Genomic DNA, 17,579 nt, shown 5'->3' with positions numbered 1-17,579 from the left:
CTTATGCATTTAAAATTTCGTTAAACAAATTCATCAGTTCTTCATTGGCTTCCTGTCCGCCGTTTTTAGATTTAAAATAATCTTTGAATAATATATCAATATTCTGATTTAAATTGATTTCATGGCCTTGCTCTTCAGCAAGCTCCCTGTTTTTTACTTTTGGAATAAGATGAACAATCCCGTTATGAGACTGATAAATTAACCTTCTTTCATCAGCTGTTAAAAAAGTCTCACTTTCCAGGGTAAGTTCTATAAATGTGTTCGGATTTTCACCTAACCATTGAACTGTATCTTCTACAGAGGAAAATGTTTTTCTTACCAGATTTCGTCCCTTTTTCAATGCTTTTTTCTCGTAGGTAACTGCCTTTCCCGGTTCTGCATCAATAATCGAAACGTACTTTGTCTGTCCTGCCTCACTGAAACTGTAGCAAAGGGGAGAAGATGAGTAAACAACGGGCTTTTCTTTCGTTCCGATATTCTGAAAGCTATGAAGGTGACCTAATGCCGTATATTGAATCTGCTCAGGAATAGTGTCGGAAAATATCAGATCTGCATTCCCGATTTTAATAGGTTTTTCTCCTTCCGGTTCTTCCAGAATTTCAGCACCTCTCTTATTCATATACAAATGGGCAGTCAGAAGATTAACTCCGGAATCATCACAAAACTGATCCGCAAGACTTTTCCATGTCTCTGAAAGCACTTTATTGATTTCTTCCTCTTTATTTTCGCCAAAATATTCCTTTAAACGGATTTCATTGGCGAAAGGGGTATGAAGAATTCTTATGGGGAAATCTGTACCCTCAATTTTCATTTCTATAAAACCTGCTTTTGAGTTTGTAATGTTGAAATATTCCGTTCCGAAAGGCGTGATCTCAGCTTTGGGATGGCCTATTAAAATAATCCCGCATTCCCGGGCCAGTGGATCAGGAGCGTTGATTAAGCTTGGAGAATCATGATTCCCGGAAATAGCAATCACAGGACGTTTCCCGTTCAGGGATAAACGTTTTAGGGTTTTATAAAAAAGCTCAACGGCTTCTACACCCGGATTAAAATTATCAAAAAGATCACCGGCCACTAGAATAAGATCTGCATGTTCCTCATCGGCAATGCCTATGATCTCTTCCATTACCAGAATTTGCTCTTCCATACGTGAAAAGCGATCCAGTCTTTTTCCCAAATGCCAGTCGGCAGTATGCAGAATTTTCATAAAATTTATTATTATTTAAAGTAAATAAGTTGAATAATGAACGGATTTACGGTTGATTATCTGTTTCTTCTTTTACTTTGAAATCTTCCAGAATTTGTTTTAAACGAGCTTTCCTTTCTGCTTCTGCATTCTGTATTTTCCGTTTTTTCTGATCAATTTGCTTTTTATTTTTCTTCCTGTTTGCTTCGTTGTTTTTGCTCATATTGGTTGATAACGAATAATTTTATAGCTACAAAATAGCTTCATCAAAAATACTAAAGATTAAGAGTTTAAACAATTTTAGTCTTCAGGTCTGATAAAATGTTTTAATTTTACTGCGTTATGGAAGAAAAATCAAAAGATCCTCTACACGGAAAAAGGCTTGATGCTATCCTTGAAGAATTGGTAGAATACTATCAAGGCTTTGAAAGGTTAGGCGAACAGATCAATATCAAATGTTTTACAGATAATCCAAGCATCAATTCTTCCCTGAAGTTTCTAAGGAAAACACCTTGGGCGAGAACTAAAGTGGAAAGTCTGTATCTTTTTATGTTGAGACAGAAAAAAAGAGAGGAAACCAGGAAAAAATAAAGGTTCGAAGTTATTAAAGCTATTATGGAATTAATATAAAGTAAAAAGGGATATATATTTTCTTTATGCCTTTCATAGCTTCCTTCTTCCATCTCCTAACTTCCAAACTTATTGAATCATTTCAAAAATAGTATATTTGTAACATTAATCGTGAAACGAAATCACGAAAAAAAGAAAAAATATGACAATTGAAAACAATCACGTTGTAGCTGTACGTTACATCCTTCACACTATCGAAGCGGACGGAACTAAAGTTCTTGTAGAAGAAACAACAGCAGAAAATCCACTTACATTTTTGTATGGTGTAGGAATGATGATTCCAAAATTTGAAGAAAATATCTTAGGTTTAAAAGCGGGTGATAAAGCTGCTTTTGTTATTCAGCCTGAAGAAGCTTATGGTGAAAGACAGCCAGACGCTATTGCTCAATTGCCGATTGAGATGTTTAAAGAATCGGGAACTCCACCTATCGGAGCTATTTTACCTTTATCTGATAACCAGGGGAATAATTTCCAGGCATTTGTGGTAGAAGTAACACCAGAAGTTGTAGTTGCGGATCTTAACCACCCAATGGCAGGTAAAGTGTTAGATTTCGACGTAGAAATTTTGAATACACGTCCAGCAACAGAAGAAGAATTGACTCATGGTCATGCTCACGGAATTGACGGAAACGAAGCTCACTAAAAAATATTAATCCGATCACTTTTGGATAAAAGATAAAAAATCCCCACAGAACTGTCTGTGGGGATTTTTATATATCAATGTACAATATTTATTGAATGCTCGGCATTCCCCTCTTCCGGAGGGGTGGCAAAAATTCAAAGAATTTTTGACGGGGTGGTTCTTACGCAAGAATGATTCTATATCAAATTTCTTACAACAAATTAAGTTCCATTACTCATCCAAAAACTCTCCTGAAACATAATACCAGCGTTCATTCATTTTCTGAAAAAAGGAAAACTCATGATGAAGCTGCGGATGGCCGTCCTGATCTGTATAATAAGCCTTAAACTCTACCTGATTTAAAGCAGGAGTGCGGATAATTTCCAGCTTTGTCCATTGGTTGATTTCTCCCCATTCCTGAAGATCTTTCTTATTGTGGTATTTTCTTTTTCCCGGAAGAGTAGTTTCCATCAGATATTCACCATTTGGGATGGCAAAAGCAGAGAACCTTGAACGCATCAGTGCTTCAGCAGTAGGAGCATGCTTTTCTCCGGTATGATAAGGCTTGCAGCATTCTTCGTATGATTTTCCTGAACAACAGGGACAGTTCATATATTGTATTTTAAGTTTTGAACTGCAAAAATAATGAATCTCATTAGAAACGGCCTTCTATATATTTGAATTTTATAATGGTATTAATATGCTGAATGATAATGTATTCAATAGAAACGGGCTATAATCCTGAGCTTAGACGAAGGGAGCCCGTTCAAAATAAACAAACAAAAATCCACCGGCTTCAGCCGAAACTTACACTATGAAAATTTATATTGAATAATTCTTTCCGTAGATGTAACCGATAACGCCAATTTTAAATCTAAAAAAAGAAGCACTCTATTTAAAGAATGCTCCCCGCTATTTTTACTGATTGTCTTCGTCAATTTTAGTATCAACAAAGCTATAATTGGCAACTGCCATATCCAGCGCCTGTTCTTTTGAATTGAATTTGACATGCGATGGATCTATCACCGTATAAGTATAGATATCTGTTTTTCCTGAATTAAAGTGGAGTTCATGAAACTCCCCCTTCTCAATCCACCATTGACCTCTCTCGATGACCTGATCGACGTTGCAATCCTGGATAGCTGTGAAAATAAGCATAAAAGTACCGTCTGCTTTTCTTTCCATTACCCAACGTTTTTCCATACCTACGATCTGCTGATCTTTTTCACTGCCTTTCCATAAACCTACAAGCTTGTTGTCTATTTTGTTGACTTGTGATTTTGCTTGTCCTTTTTGTGCATATATTGCTCCAAAGACTAATAATAATGTTGCTGTAATAATTTTTTTCATGGTTATTTAAAAAATAATGTGAGAGGAACCCTGCTGTTTACTGTTATTCCCACTGTCTTGGCAGGGACCCATTTTGTTTTTTTTATAAAGTTTTTAGTTTCGTTGATAAAGTAGGAAGAGTACTTATAATTTTTTTTATTCTGGAAGGTAAGATCAATATCTATGTCTGAGACTCTCCCATCTTTGTGCAGCGTAAACTTTGCAGAAATGGAAGAATAAAAATCTTTGTCTTTCCGATATTCAAATTCATCAGGATACTTTATGTTTTTCCAAAAGTTTTTTTTATAATCTTTGAAAAAGCTTCTGTAGGATTTGCTTCCCGGATACCTTGAAATGGTGTCGCATTCTTCAAAATCATAGATCTTGTCTATGTTTTTTTTTATATACTGCAAGTCTGCGATGTGTCTCAAAGAGTCAATAAACTTTGGCCCAAATTTTCTCTTGATTTCCTTTGACATTACACCTTCATAACAATTTTGCAGTTCCAGTGGAACAGTGCAGTAATAAAGAGCAGTTCCTGCTTCAATATTATTTTGTTTCAAAAGAACATCCATTTCATCATTGCTTCTGTAACTTTTTACCATTCCAAAGTAATGAAAATAGACAAGCTTGCCTTTTTTAATATCTGCGTCAGCTCTTGCCTTTTCAGCAATACATTGAGAATCCAGATATTTTCTCTCTTCTTTAATGTATTCCTCTAATTCCTTAGAGATCGTTGTATCTGATTGTTTTTGAAATAAAGATTCTGACCTGTTTTCCAATCTTTTGTTTTTAATTGAAAAGCAAGTCAGAATGATTAATGAGGACAATACTTTTATACCTGTATTGATGATCATATAATTATTTAATAAAACCTCTGTTTCTCAATAAAGGTTTGATATCCGGATCGTGTCCTGTAAAGTCTCTGAATGCCTGGTTAAGATCTACAGAATTTCCTACAGAAAGAATATATTTTCTGAAACGGTCACCATTTTCTCTTGTTAACCCACCGTTTTTACTGATCCATTCCCATGCATCATTATCCAATGTTTCAGACCACAAATAAGCATAGTATCCAGCAGAATATCCACCTCCCCAGATGTGTGCAAAATAAGGAGTATGGTATCTTGGCGGAACCGTTGCCAAATTGAATCCATGGCTTGCCAAAGACTGCTTTTCAAAATCTAAAACAGGAATAAACTGGCTGTCATTGCTTACCGTATGCCAATCCATATCAAGCTCGGCAGCGGAAACCAATTCAGTAGTCATGTATCCCTGATTGAAAGTAGATGCTTTTTTGATCTTGTCTACCAAAGCCTGCGGAATAGGCTGTTTCGTTTCATAATGTACAGCATAATTCTTCAGAACTACAGGATCTAAAGCCCAGTGTTCATTGATCTGAGAAGGGAATTCCACGAAATCTCTTGGTACATTCGTTCCTGAAAGGGAAGGATATTTCTGGCTGGCAAACATTCCGTGAATAGAGTGGCCAAATTCATGGAAAATAGTAGAAACATCATCGTAACTGATTAATGAAGGTTTCCCTGGAGCAGGCTTCTGATAGTTGTAGCAGTTTACAATTACAGGTTTTGTCCCTAATAAATAAGACTGCTCAACGAAATTGCTCATCCACGCTCCACCGTTTTTAGAATCTCTTGTATAGAAATCCAGGTAATAGATCGCGATAGATTTTCCATCATGGTCAAAAACTTCGTAGGTTACTACATCAGGATGATAAACCGGAAGATCTGTTCTCTTTTTGAAAGTCAATCCATAGAATTTTTCAGCAGCGAAGAAAACACCCTTTTCGAGAACTGTTGTGATTTCAAAGTAAGGTTTTATTTCACTTTCATCAAGATCAAATTTAGCTTTTCTTACCTGCTCAGCATAGAAATTCCAGTCCCAGGGCTCTACTTTGAAACCTCCTTTTTGCTGATCAATAAGATCCTGGATATCTTTTGCCTCACGTCTGGCTGTTTCCACTGCCGGAGTAGCAATCTGATTCATCAGCTTAGTAGCCGCTTCAGGGGTTTTTGCCATCTGATCCTGAAGTTTCCATTCAGCAAAATTTTTCTTTCCTAAAATCTGAGCTTTTTTCAATCTCAGTTTAGCCAGCTTTTCAATGGTTGCTCTCGTATCGTTAGCATCTCCTTTTTCAGCTCTTGTCCATGAAGCTTTGAACAGCTTTTCTCTGGTAGCTCTGTTTTTTAAATTTTGTAAAAGAGGCTGCTGTGTTGTATTTTGTAAAGCCAGAAGATATTTTCCTGGTTGACCTGCTGTTTTGGCATCAGCTGCTGCCGCTGCAATTTCATCAGCAGAAAGCCCGTCCAGTTCTTTTGCATCAGAGAAAAATACACCTCCCTGCTTTCTTGCTTCCAATAATTTATTAGAATATTGTGTGGAAAGAGAAGCCAGTTCCTGATTAAGTTGTTTTAATTTTTCTTTATCAGCCGCAGAAAGATTAGCTCCTGCAATTTCAAAATTCTGCTTATAATATTGTACAAGTCGTTTGCTTTCAGAATCAAGACCGTCTTCTTTGATGGACTGTATTCTTTTATAAAGATTTTCATTCAGGTACAGCTTGTCAGAATGGGCAGCAAAAATAGGTGCATATTCTTCGTCTAAAGCCTGCAATGTTGGGTTTGTATTCGCGCTTGTAAGATTAGAGAATACAATTTGTGCTCTTCTTAAGACTTCACCGCTTTTTTCCAATGCAACGATTGTATTTTCAAAAGTAGGGGCAGCCGGATTGTTGGCAATTTTTACAATTTCAGCTTCATGCTGCTTCAAACCATATTCAAAAGCAGGTTTGAAGTGCTCATTTTTGATTTTGTCAAACTCCGGAGCTTCGTATTGAAGCTTGCTCTTCTTCATGAAAGGATTTGAAGATAAAGAGGGATCAGGTGCAGGTAGCTCCTGTTGAATATCGGTCTGTTTCATTGTAGTACAAGATTGATTGAACGCCAAGGCAGAAATTAATAATACCGATGAAATATTCTTCATAAATATAGTTGTTATTAAACCATAAAGATATTAAAAACTTGTCTCATAGAATCTATTTTAGAATACGTATTTACTCAAACCGTTTGTGAGTGGTTTTAAAATGAATACGTTAGGTATTGCAGAATGTATCAGTTTCATTCTGAAAAATCTGTATTGCAGACAATTGCAGTATTTTCATAGGTAATGTAATATTTTTTATAAATTAGTTGTTATTTAAATATAAAGAAATCAAAAAAATAATCGACAAAAGAAATAAGCATGAAAACAAAGACTTTATTTATTTTTTCAGCCTTAGCGGCATTAGCCTCATGTAATGATAAACATGAGAACAGAAACAGAGATAGAGATGATGACAGAAGTAACTGGGTTGAAAAAGTAGTGAGCAAAGAAAGCGGCCCGATACAACATAAAGAATTTAACGGAGATTTTGATGAAATTCAGGTTTCCCAGGCAATAGAAGCTGAAATCATAAAATCCGAAACAGAAAAAGTAGAAATCTCAGCACCTCAAAGTATCATTGATGAAATTCTTGTAGATAATGATGGAGGGAAACTGCATATTCATTATAAACCTGGTATCAGAGTGATGAATATTAGCAAAGTGACGGCTAAAATTTATACCAAAGACTTTAATAAACTTCTGGCCGATTCAGCTGCGAGAATTATCATAAAAGATAAATTTACTCAGGAGAAAACAGATATTGAAGCGTCAAGTGCAGGCAGTATTTCCGGGGATCTGGAAGCGAATGATATGGATATCAACATAAGCAGCAGCAGTAGCTATGATGGTAAAATATGGGCTGTTAACCTTGATATTGAAGCTTCATCAGGATCTACTCTTGATATTTCCGGAAAAGCAAAAAAAGCAGATATCAGTGCGTCTTCAGGCAGCAGTGTTTCAGCTAAAGGAGTTATTGCTGATGATGTAGAAGCAGATGCATCCAGTGGTGCAAGTGTTCATATCAGTGCAGTTTCCAGTGTGAAGGCAGGTGCCTCATCCGGTGGAAGTGTGGATATTTCTAAAAAAGGAGAACTTAAGAATGTGATCAAGGATGAAAGTAGCGGCGGAAGCGTAAACATCCAATAAACTAACCCTGGGATTCATCCTCATCTTCTTCATCGGCGGATGAGGATCCTTCCCAATTTTTATTATCAAAATTAAGATTATCGTAAGCTAATAATTCCTCCTCCCGCTGGAGGATTTCTTTTGTGGTAAACAGTGTAATATCATCATTATTTTCCTTCATTTTTGCCAGTTTCCTGATAGAAGCTTTATCAATAGCCATAAACCTTTGTCCCATACGTCTTGCTGCATACTTTCTCATGCCTGTTTCATGAAGAACATCAACGGCCATATCAACTGCTGTTCCTAATGTTTCACGGTAAATATGATTGACTCCACTATTAAGATATTCATAGGCATCAATTCTGTTTTTTGCTCTCACAAAAATTTTCACATCAGGATAATGTTCACGGACAAGTTCTGCAATGAATTTATTATCATCCGGATCATCCAGACACAAAACCAAAATTTCAGCATCTTCAATTCCGGCAGCCCGTAAAATGGGTATTCTGGTAGCATCACCGTAATAGACTTTAAAACCATAGCTTCTGAGCAGTTTTACACGATCGGAATCACGATCTAAAACTGTTGCAGATATTTTATTGGCCTTTAAAAGACGACCCACCGTACTTCCGAAATGTCCAAAACCTACAATGATAATTTTCTTTTGGACTATATCATTGTCGAGAATATTGTAATCATTTTCTTCTTCGGGAATTTCTTTAATGAATTTTGGAGTAATAAACTTATCATTGATGATCAGAAGAATGGGAGTAATACACATGGTAATTGCAGTGACTGCCATCATTTGTGCATTCATTTCAGGACCTAACAGATAAAGATCCGATGCATAATTGAGCAGTACAAATGCAAATTCTCCTACCTGAGAAAGCGCAAACGCATAAAAAAGACTTTGCGGAGTATCTATCCTGAAAAACTTTCCGATGGTATATAAAACAACAAATTTTACGGCCAGTACAGCAAAAACGGTACTGAAGATAAACAGTGGATCTTTCTGAATAATATTAAAATTGATAGTTGATCCCACACTAACGAAGAAAACGGCTAACAACAGTCCTTTAAAAGGATCAATCTGTGCTTCCAGTTCATGACGGAACTCACTGTTAGCTAACATTACCCCGGCAAGGAAAGCTCCCAATGCAGGTGAAAGGCCGATAACAACCATAAGCTCTGAAACACCTATGACCAGGAATAGGGAAGAGGCAGTCAACAGCTCAGTCATTCCTGATTTTGAAACATAGCGCAGAAAAGGAACAAAGACATATCTTCCCAGCAAAATAAGCAACGCTACTCCGAAAATTACCGTTCCTGCCTGCAACCATTCCGGCAGCTTTTGGATCAGAATCTGGATTTCGTTATCGTGGTGCTTGGCTTTATAATTGGCTACAATAGGAAGTATTGCCAAAATAGGAATCACAGAAATATCCTGAAACAGTAAGGTAGAGAACGAGGCTTCTCCTGCTGTGGTTTTGAGATTATTCTTTTCCTGTAATGTCTGCAGAACAATTGCCGTGGAAGATAGTGCAAAACACATGGCAACAGCAATTGCCTTGTCTACTCTCCAGCCCACAGTGGTAAACACTAAGAAAAGCAGCAGAATAGTAAGTACCATCTGAGAAAGTCCCAGACCCATTATTTTCTTTCGCATTTCCCAGAATTTCCGGGGTTCCAGTTCCAGTCCTACAAGAAATAACAGCATGATGACTCCAAACTCACTGGCATGCATGATATCATCTACATTTTTCCCTGTAAGCCGGAGTACATATGGACCTATAATGATTCCTCCTAAAATATAGCCGATTACAGAACTCAACCCTAATTTCCTGGCTAATGGAACCATAATAATGGCTACACCCAGGAAAATTAATGTGTTCATCGCTAAGCTGGATTCCATATGCTATTGATTGAGGAGTTCTGTAAATTCTTTTTTATGCAGGATAATTTCTTTTTTAGACAGCTTATTGGCTTCGTATACGATCTTGATGTGCCTGATATCTGCTTTGAAAACTTTTAGGGAAACAATCAGTCCGCTGATCAGCTCATCGATTGTATATTGATAGGTTCCGGTTTTGCTGAACGATCTTTCTTTTCCTCCGGTGGTTACCAGAATATAGACTTCTTTTCCTTCCAGTGGATTATACTCACCGTCTTTCAGCCAGTCTCTGTCGAAAACTTCATCAATCCATAATCTGAGAAGAGGAGGCATACCAAACCATATCAAAGGAAACTGAAAAACAAAACGTTCATAGTTTTTGAGACGTTTTCTTTCTCTGAAGGCTGCAATATGAAAATCGGGGTATTCTTCGTAAAGATCTCTTAGGGTATAATGCTGGTGGCGAACGTAGAAATTGATGAGCTCTACATTCGAATTGGAGTGCTCCAGATAAGGGTGTGCAAATACTACCAGCGTCTTCTTCATAATCCTGTTTTCAGTAAATATAGCGAAAAATATTGAATAAAAGTTGGTTTTTTGATGCTTTTGTTAATTTTTTAATATGTAAAAATCAATTTAACGTTAATAAAAGCTAAAGAATCTATGTTATTTTAGGTTTTTAAATAAAAAATCAGATCGTGATGACCTGATCTATTGATATATTTTGAAAATGATTGACTAATTACCATCCGCCGGATGCACCACCGCCTCCGAAACTTCCGCCTCCGCCAAAGCCTCCGAATCCGCCGCCACCGCCGCCGGAACTTCCACCTCCAAAGCCACCGCCTCCAAAACTGCCAGGGAATGGGAAGAAACCACCGGGATAATTTCTGCGTCCTCTTCTTGTAATAATCACATCATCGTCGTCGTCATTATTTCCACCGCGTCCACCGCCTCTGTTGCCGAAAAGTATGGTTATAATGATGAAGATAACGAAAGCAATAATCAGAACCTTAAAAGCACTTCCATTACCGGAAGGAGCCGTTGTTGCCACAGGTTTGAATTTCCCCTGAACAGCTTCCATAATGGCTGAGGTTCCTCCATTGATTCCATCGTACCACAGCCCTTTCTTGAAGTTAGGCGTGACAATATAATCTAAGATCTGTCCTGCTACTGAAGCGGTAAGATATTGTTCTACAGCACGTCCCTGCTGGATAGACATTGTTCTGTCTTCAGTGGCGATAAGGAAAACGACACCGTTATCTACTCCTTTTTTTCCGATTTTCCATTTCTGTCCGAACATGGTTGCCAGAAAGTTGACATCCTCTCCTTTGGTAGAACGGATGATTACTACTTCAATTTCCGTTGAGGTAGTATCTGCAAACTTAATCAGCTTATTATTCAGGGCATCTTTTTCCTGTTGAGAAAGTAGATTGGCTTCATCAAAAACAGGATAAAGAACGGCCGGTTTTTCAGGAATAGTATATTGTGCTGATACAAAAGTGTAAAAGCAAAGCAATAGAAATGAAAATACTATTTTAAGAGAACGTAATTTCATTTGGGAGTTGGTTTGGGTTTTCTCCTTCTACAGGAAAATGTTTTTTGAGTTCAAGTCCTGTTTCCAGGATGGCACTTTTCAGAGCCTGATAATAACGTCCTTTGGCAAACTCAGCAGTAATATAGTCGTGAAGATGATCCCAGTAAGTCTGTTTTACCTTTTCATGGATTCCGATATCCCCAATGATGGTCAGATATTTCTGTTCAAAATTGACATGGAAAAGAACAGCATTTCTTTCAGCAGTTTTGTCCATATCGAGTTTTTTGAAAACCTCAAATGCTGTTTTGGCATCCCGATTATCCGTGTTGGAATCAATATGTACTCTGATCTCTCCCGTAGAATGATCTTCCGCAGACTGAATCGCTTCCACAAGGGAAGCGATCTGTTGATTTGTAAGGAAATTACCCATTATTTATTTGAATACTTCAGGGGCTTTCTGAGCACCTGCTTCAGCTTTGAAATAAGGTTTTTCTTTAAAGTTGGTGAAATTCGCCAGAATATTATTCGGGAAAGTCTTGATAGAAGTGTTGTAATCCTGTGCAGCTTCGTTGTAATAAACAGTTTCTGTTCTGATGCTGTTTTCGATAGCGGTATATTCTCTTTGGAAGTTGATATACTGCTGATCGGCTTTTAAGTTAGGATAAGACTCTACTACCGCCATCAATCGGCTCAATGCTCCGGATAGTTCACCCTGTGCTGCCTGGAATTTAGCAATATCAGCGTCCGTCATATTCGTAGGATCGATGTTGATAGAGGTAGCTTTAGAACGTGCTTCTACAACTTTCGTTAAAGTTTCCTGCTCAAATTTTGAATACGATTTTACCGTTCTTTCCAGGTTAGGAATAAGGTTCGCTCTTTTCTGATACACAGTTTCTACGTTTGACCATTTTGTGTTAACCGTCTGTTCTTTGGTTACGAAATTATTATATCCGCTTTTTCCCCAGAAGAATAGAACAGCAACAATGATAAGGAGGGCAATACCAATTGTTCCGGCGCCCAAACATCCTTTATTTTTCATAGTTTATTTTTTTAAATTTTTTGTGCTAACCAAATATACAAATTATGTGCTAATTTTGTAAAAAATTATTTGAATGACAACAATAGTGGTGGCAATGGGAGAGAAAAATGAAATTGGTTTTGATAATCAGTTGCTTTGGCATCTTCCTAAAGATTTAAAACATTTTAAAGATATTACTTCAGGGCATCCGATTATCATGGGAAGAAAAACATATGAAAGTATTGGGAAACCCCTTCCGAACCGTACCAATATTGTTGTGTCAAGAAAGAAAGACTGGTTTGAGGAAGGTATCCTTATTGTAGGAAGTATCAAGGAAGCATTGAAGTTTGCTAAAAAGATAGACGAAGAAGTTTTCGTTATCGGCGGAGGAAATATCTACGAACAGACGATGGAGGTGGTAGACAAGCTTGAAGTTACTTTGGTGAAAGCAGATCTTGAAGCCGATACATTCTTTCCGAAAATAGATCCGAAGATCTGGAAAAAAACAAACGAAATCTGTCATGAGAAAGATGAAAAGAACGGCTATGATTTCTGTTTCCAGACGTTTGAAAAAATTAAAAAGGAAGCATAAATGAATCGTGAATTTTTGCTTCGCACAGTGAATCGTGAATTTTCACATTTACAAAAATTAACAAGCGCAGCGAATTGACCATTCACAATTGACTTTTTGAACTTTAAGCCTTAAATTTATTATCTTTGCACTTCTAAAATTTAATAATGAATAAATACATAAAAATTGCAATAGCAGCAGTTCTTATCCTTGCAGGACTTTATCTTATGATTTTCACAAGAAATCTTGGATGGGGTATTGTTGTTTTTCTTTTAGCTTCATCCCCGATCTTACTATTCTTTAAAAATGAATATATCCTGTTGGCATTCTGGCAACTGAGAAAACAGAATATGGAAAAAGCCGGCGAGTGGTTGTCAAAAATAACTGACTATAAAGGACAGCTTCACAAAACTCAGTATGGATATTACCACTATTTATTGGGATTAACACAAGCCCAGGATCACCCTGCAAAAGTAGAACCTTTCATGAAGAAAGCTCTGGAATATGGTTTGAATATGAAACATGACAGAGCAATGGCTACTTTAAATCTTGCAGCAGCGGCTATTTCTAAAGGAAGAAAACAGGAAGGACAGAAACTACTGGAAGAAGCCAAAAGATTAGACAGCGCCGGAATGATGACGGATCAGATCAAAATGATGAAAGATCAGCTGAAAATGCCGACCATGCAGAAACACATGCACAATCCTAATATGAGAAATAGAGGAAAATTCTTCTAATCAATATTAGTATACAATATAAAAGTCCTGATTTTTCAGGACTTTTTGTTTTTTATGTGTGGCGTTGTAAAGTGTATTTTTAGCCAAAAACTTTTATTAAGTTACATTTCCGAATTATTGTGATCATACCCATAAAATTTAGGTATCTGCCAATGGTATTTCACAGCAAACGTTCGTATAGCAACAATAAGAAGGATGGTGAGAATCTGTACAAAGGTGTAGGAAAGGAGCGAGTATTTTGTCATCAGTAAGAATACCGATCCTCCCACGATACATGCTGTGGCATAAATTTCCTTTCTGAAAATCAATGGAATCCTGTTGAGCAATATATCCCGGATAATCCCGCCAAAACATCCGGTTATGGTTCCCAATGCGATACAGATCATAGGATGGATCCCTGCATTTAAGCCTTTCTGAACTCCGATAATGGTAAATAACCCAAGCCCGAAGCTGTCGAAGATAAATAAAGTTACCTTAAAGTTTTTCTCAAGAGATTTGAAGACCATTGAAAAAATACTGGTCACCAGAATCAGGGTACACATCAGAATATCATGCATCCAGAATACGGGAATATCAAGCAGCAGGTCTCTTACAGTTCCACCTCCGACAGAGGTTACAAATGCAATAATAAGCACTCCGAACGGATCAAGCCGTTTCTGCATGGCTGCAAAACTTCCCGACATGGAAAAGGCAATGGTCCCCAGGACTTCTATGGCAAAATTGAACTGTTCGTGCATATATTATGAGTATGAATGATAAATAATGAGCAATGAATAATAAAAATTATGCCATTTAAATTTGAGAAAGTTTAAACTTATATTTAGTCATAACCTTTACAAGTTCTTCACATTCTGCTTTTAAATGTAGAATTTTTTCCGGATTTATATATTCTAATTCTTCAATAATTTCAAGCCAAAGTTGAGTTTCATCAATTTCTTCGACCACTATGCACATTTTAGCAAACTTTTCTTTTTCGGATCTCGCCCTGTGTACTGCTCGGTAATTGGCAGCGACGGAGGTGGATGACCGAATAATTTGTTTCCTTATTATTGAAATATCGTCCGAATAGGGTAATGAAGAAAGTGTTTTAATGATAGCAATAGAAAAGCTTTTTGTTCTTTCCCTGAAAATCTGGTTAAAATCTATCCTATCAAAATTATTCATCATTTATTGCTCATTACTTATATATTTATCTCTCCACTCTTACCGAATCCGGAACCATCAGCTCATATTCGCCGCCGTGGGTGATAATTTCTCTTACGATGCTGCTGCTGATGAAAGATTTCCCTGAAGAGGTCAGTAAGAATACGGTTTCCAGTTTTTTGTGAGCTAACGTTCTGTTGGTGTGGGCAATTGCTTTTTCAAATTCAAAATCGGCGGGGTTTCTTAATCCTCTGATAATGTATTGAGCATTTTTTTCAAAACAGTAGTCTACTGTTAAGCCTTCAAACGAATCGACTTCCACATTGGGAAATTCTGCTACGGAATTCTGGATAAATTCCATTCTTTTATCAAGAGGGAACATGTATTTCTTCTGAGAATTCTGCCCTATGGCGATGATTAATTTATCAAATAGGGGTGCCGCTCTTTCTATAATATCGTAATGTCCTAGTGTAATCGGATCAAATGATCCCGGGAAAACAGCAATTTTCATGTTGTACGAGTTATGATTTTGATGAGTGAATTATCTGCTACAGACTTTGAATTATCTTCTAACATTTAATTTCTAACTTCTATTTTATTTATTTAAAGCTTTTTCAACTTCATTTCCACAAAGATCCATAATGGAAATTCCATAGTGTCTTGCCTGTTGTGGAAGAATACTTGCAGGGGAGAATCCCGGATTGGTGTTCATTTCAAGCATATAAGGAATTCCATTCATTAGAATATACTCACTTCTTGAAAACCCGCTCATTCCTAATGAATTGTATGCTCTTTTAGCAATTTCTTCCACTCTTTTTGTGGTTTCTTCATCAATTCTTGCTGGTGTAATTTCTTCAGAAGCCCCTTCATATTTGGCTTCATAATCGAAAAACTCGTTGGTAGGGACAATTTCTGTAATTCCCAGAACGATAGTTTCTCCTTTAAAATCGATAACTCCTACAGAAACTTCCATTCCGTCCAGGAAGCTTTCAATCAGGATTTCATGATCTTCTTTGAATGCGATTTCCGTAGCAGCAATCAGTTCAGATTTTTCTTTTACTTTAGTGATTCCCAGAGAAGATCCGGATTGGTTGGGTTTTACAAATAGCGGAAGATTTAATTCTGATACAATCTCATCCACATTAATGTCTTCACCTTTTCTTAAATAGATGCTTTTCGCGGAAGGAATCCCATACTTTGATAATACGGCAAGAGTATCTTTCTTATTGAAAGTAAGAGCGCTCTGGTAGAAATTACATCCTGTATATTTCTGACCTATTGCATCCCAGTATGCCTGAAGAATTCCGTTTTCTCCCGGAGTTCCATGGATAATATTGAAGCAGACATCAAATTTTAAGGTTTCCCCATTATCTAAAGTTACAGAAAAATCACCTCTGTTGATCTCGTATTTTTTATCATTTTCGCCTAAAAAATACCATTCATCTTTAAGGACTACTACCTTATATACATCATAGAGATTTCTGTCTAAAGAATCATAAATCAATTGTCCGCTTTTTAAAGAAACGACGTATTCATCAGAATAGCCTCCCATTACTACGGCAACACTTTTTTTGTTCATAACCATATAGTATCAATTAAGGCAAATTTAAACATTTTATGCAATGCAATATGGGAAATCGGCAAATTTTAAGATCAAAAATGAATTGTGTTAAATAAAAAGTCCATTCTAAAATTATTAGCTATATTTGCGGTTATAATTAAAGTATTTTTAAGTATGCTTAAATCACTTTTCAATTGGAAAGTTTTACTGAATTTAGTAATAGCCATCGGTGTTTTTGCAGGGTTGGTATGGCTCACATTTCGCTGGTTGGAACACCATACCAATCATGGTCAGGAAATACCTGTTCCTAATATTGTTAATAAATCTATACATGACGCTGTTAAAATTTTAGATGATACAGGATTGGAATATGAAGTAGACAGTGCTAATTATAATCCTAAATACAGACCATTCCAGGTTCTTCAGGTTTATCCGGCACCGGGTTCCCGTGTAAAGGACGGAAGAACTGTGCACCTTACAGTAAACCCGAGAACATGGGCTCCAATTGCCGTTCCGGATGTTATCAATAAATATTCAGGGCTGGCATTCCAGAGACTGGATCAGGTGGGTCTTAAAATTGGAGATACCATTTATGAGCCTAGTATTCAGAAAGATGCCCTTTTAAGGATTTTGTATAAAGGAAATGCCGTGAATCCGGGAGCTCGTTTACCTAGATTCTCAGTAATCGACGTAGTAGTAGGATCCGGTCCTATGAGAAATATTTCGATTCCAAATGTAGTAGGGCTTACGGTAAAAGAAGCAAGAGCTGTTATTACCAAAAGTATGTTTGAAGTTGGATTGGTAGAACATGAAGATGGAAGCAATGACGAATCCGATATTATTTATTATCAGGATCCTGCTTCAGGAGATGTGCGTGATCAGGGAATGCAGATTGACCTTTGGGCCAGTAAAAAGACTCCGGCAGAGCTAAGAGCGAAAATAGAGCAGCTGAATTCTATCTACCGTATGAAAGTAGATACCTCACTACCTCCGGTTCGATATGAAGAAGTACAGCATAACGAACCAAGTTATAGCGCTCCTGTAGTACCTGCTCCGGTACCTAGAAAAGAAACACCAAAACCTGAGGTTCCAAAAACTGAGACCCCTAAGACACAGACAACGACTTCTAAACCTGCAGCTTCAGCAACAGATAAGCCTAAAACTTCTAATGCTGCTCCTGTTACAGCTAAACCGGCTGCTTCAACAACGACACAACAGCCTGCTCAAAAGCCAAAAGCTAAGAAGGTAGTCGTAGAATAAGATCAGATTAATATCAAAAATACAGG

Annotated in this window: 21 protein-coding genes; 6 read left to right on the top strand and 15 right to left on the bottom strand. The window is 37.1% G+C overall.

Features of this window, described 5'->3' with window-relative positions:
- Position 1: 1 nt before the first annotated feature.
- A complete protein-coding gene (locus tag FN817_RS22610; RefSeq protein WP_142719887.1) occupies positions 2-1,207 on the bottom strand; it encodes a metallophosphoesterase family protein in 1,206 nt (401 codons plus the stop codon).
- A 46-nt stretch (positions 1,208-1,253) separates the two neighbouring features.
- Positions 1,254-1,409 carry a hypothetical protein gene (locus FN817_RS23305; protein ID WP_167498927.1) on the bottom strand — a complete coding sequence of 52 codons (156 nt, stop codon included), beginning with the start codon at positions 1,407-1,409 and terminating at the stop codon, positions 1,254-1,256.
- Positions 1,410-1,528: 119 nt separating this feature from the next.
- Here FN817_RS23305 and FN817_RS22605 point away from each other — a divergent pair, with 119 nt between their 5' ends.
- Positions 1,529-1,777: a VF530 family protein gene (locus tag FN817_RS22605; protein WP_142719886.1), complete on the top strand. Its 249-nt coding sequence runs from the start codon at positions 1,529-1,531 to the stop codon at positions 1,775-1,777.
- Between the two features lie 181 nt (positions 1,778-1,958).
- Positions 1,959-2,459: an FKBP-type peptidyl-prolyl cis-trans isomerase gene (locus FN817_RS22600; RefSeq protein ID WP_142719885.1), complete on the top strand. Its 501-nt coding sequence runs from the start codon at positions 1,959-1,961 to the stop codon at positions 2,457-2,459.
- Positions 2,460-2,669: 210 nt separating this feature from the next.
- On the opposite strand, the gene FN817_RS22595 is transcribed toward FN817_RS22600, so the two are convergent.
- The 4 genes from FN817_RS22595 to FN817_RS22580 all read right to left on the bottom strand — a co-directional run bounded on the left by FN817_RS22595 (position 2,670) and on the right by FN817_RS22580 (position 6,770).
- A complete protein-coding gene (locus FN817_RS22595; protein WP_142719884.1) occupies positions 2,670-3,050 on the bottom strand; it encodes a YchJ family protein in 381 nt (126 codons plus the stop codon).
- 306 nt (positions 3,051-3,356) lie between these two features.
- Positions 3,357-3,788, bottom strand: coding sequence for a hypothetical protein (locus FN817_RS22590; RefSeq protein ID WP_142719883.1), 432 nt, complete (start codon positions 3,786-3,788; stop codon positions 3,357-3,359).
- A gap of 2 nt (positions 3,789-3,790) precedes the next feature.
- Positions 3,791-4,549, bottom strand: coding sequence for a hypothetical protein (locus FN817_RS22585; RefSeq protein WP_142719882.1), 759 nt, complete (start codon positions 4,547-4,549; stop codon positions 3,791-3,793).
- A 79-nt stretch (positions 4,550-4,628) separates the two neighbouring features.
- On the bottom strand, positions 4,629-6,770 hold the full coding sequence (locus FN817_RS22580) for a M3 family metallopeptidase (protein WP_142719881.1): 2,142 nt from the start codon (positions 6,768-6,770) through the stop codon (positions 4,629-4,631).
- 258 nt (positions 6,771-7,028) lie between these two features.
- Between FN817_RS22580 and FN817_RS22575 the strand changes: the two genes are divergently transcribed.
- Positions 7,029-7,856 carry a GIN domain-containing protein gene (locus FN817_RS22575; RefSeq protein ID WP_142719880.1) on the top strand — a complete coding sequence of 276 codons (828 nt, stop codon included), beginning with the start codon at positions 7,029-7,031 and terminating at the stop codon, positions 7,854-7,856.
- A gap of 1 nt (position 7,857) precedes the next feature.
- On the opposite strand, the gene FN817_RS22570 is transcribed toward FN817_RS22575, so the two are convergent.
- From FN817_RS22570 to FN817_RS22550, 5 genes are all read right to left on the bottom strand, one after another.
- Positions 7,858-9,747: a monovalent cation:proton antiporter-2 (CPA2) family protein gene (locus FN817_RS22570; protein ID WP_142719879.1), complete on the bottom strand. Its 1,890-nt coding sequence runs from the start codon at positions 9,745-9,747 to the stop codon at positions 7,858-7,860.
- A gap of 3 nt (positions 9,748-9,750) precedes the next feature.
- Entirely contained in the window at positions 9,751-10,272 is a 522-nt protein-coding gene (locus FN817_RS22565; protein ID WP_047423919.1) for an NAD(P)H-dependent oxidoreductase, read from the bottom strand.
- A gap of 196 nt (positions 10,273-10,468) precedes the next feature.
- Positions 10,469-11,284, bottom strand: a complete 816-nt coding sequence (locus FN817_RS22560; protein WP_142719878.1) for a TPM domain-containing protein — start codon at positions 11,282-11,284, stop codon at positions 10,469-10,471.
- Complete coding sequence (locus FN817_RS22555) at positions 11,265-11,696, bottom strand: TPM domain-containing protein (RefSeq protein WP_142719877.1); 432 nt, start codon at positions 11,694-11,696, stop codon at positions 11,265-11,267. Before FN817_RS22555 ends, FN817_RS22560 begins: the two co-directional genes overlap by 20 nt.
- The gene (locus tag FN817_RS22550; RefSeq protein ID WP_142719876.1) at positions 11,697-12,302 is read right to left on the bottom strand and encodes a LemA family protein; all 606 of its coding nucleotides are present in this window, start codon (positions 12,300-12,302) and stop codon (positions 11,697-11,699) included.
- Positions 12,303-12,375: 73 nt separating this feature from the next.
- Between FN817_RS22550 and FN817_RS22545 the strand changes: the two genes are divergently transcribed.
- Positions 12,376-12,873 (top strand): dihydrofolate reductase, encoded by a 498-nt coding sequence (locus FN817_RS22545; protein ID WP_142719875.1) that lies wholly within the window; start codon positions 12,376-12,378, stop codon positions 12,871-12,873.
- A gap of 146 nt (positions 12,874-13,019) precedes the next feature.
- Positions 13,020-13,589 carry a DUF2892 domain-containing protein gene (locus FN817_RS22540; RefSeq protein ID WP_142719874.1) on the top strand — a complete coding sequence of 190 codons (570 nt, stop codon included), beginning with the start codon at positions 13,020-13,022 and terminating at the stop codon, positions 13,587-13,589.
- A 101-nt stretch (positions 13,590-13,690) separates the two neighbouring features.
- Here FN817_RS22540 and FN817_RS22535 read toward each other — a convergent pair whose 3' ends face one another.
- The 4 genes from FN817_RS22535 to FN817_RS22520 all read right to left on the bottom strand — a co-directional run bounded on the left by FN817_RS22535 (position 13,691) and on the right by FN817_RS22520 (position 16,311).
- On the bottom strand, positions 13,691-14,326 hold the full coding sequence (locus FN817_RS22535) for a trimeric intracellular cation channel family protein (protein WP_047423931.1): 636 nt from the start codon (positions 14,324-14,326) through the stop codon (positions 13,691-13,693).
- A gap of 55 nt (positions 14,327-14,381) precedes the next feature.
- Positions 14,382-14,756 carry a four helix bundle protein gene (locus FN817_RS22530; protein WP_228451641.1) on the bottom strand — a complete coding sequence of 125 codons (375 nt, stop codon included), beginning with the start codon at positions 14,754-14,756 and terminating at the stop codon, positions 14,382-14,384.
- Between the two features lie 22 nt (positions 14,757-14,778).
- The gene (gene coaD, locus FN817_RS22525; RefSeq protein ID WP_047423933.1) at positions 14,779-15,243 is read right to left on the bottom strand and encodes a pantetheine-phosphate adenylyltransferase; all 465 of its coding nucleotides are present in this window, start codon (positions 15,241-15,243) and stop codon (positions 14,779-14,781) included.
- An 84-nt stretch (positions 15,244-15,327) separates the two neighbouring features.
- Positions 15,328-16,311 carry a D-alanine--D-alanine ligase gene (locus FN817_RS22520; RefSeq protein WP_142719873.1) on the bottom strand — a complete coding sequence of 328 codons (984 nt, stop codon included), beginning with the start codon at positions 16,309-16,311 and terminating at the stop codon, positions 15,328-15,330.
- Between the two features lie 156 nt (positions 16,312-16,467).
- Here FN817_RS22520 and FN817_RS22515 point away from each other — a divergent pair, with 156 nt between their 5' ends.
- Positions 16,468-17,553, top strand: coding sequence for a PASTA domain-containing protein (locus FN817_RS22515; protein ID WP_142719872.1), 1,086 nt, complete (start codon positions 16,468-16,470; stop codon positions 17,551-17,553).
- Positions 17,554-17,579: the final 26 nt, after the last annotated feature.

This window comes from Chryseobacterium rhizoplanae (assembly GCF_900182655.1).
In the GTDB taxonomy this organism is placed as follows: Bacteria; Bacteroidota; Bacteroidia; order Flavobacteriales; family Weeksellaceae; genus Chryseobacterium; species Chryseobacterium rhizoplanae.
The sequence above is the reverse complement of the archived record's forward strand: the minus strand, read 5'-3'. Positions and strand labels throughout refer to the sequence as shown.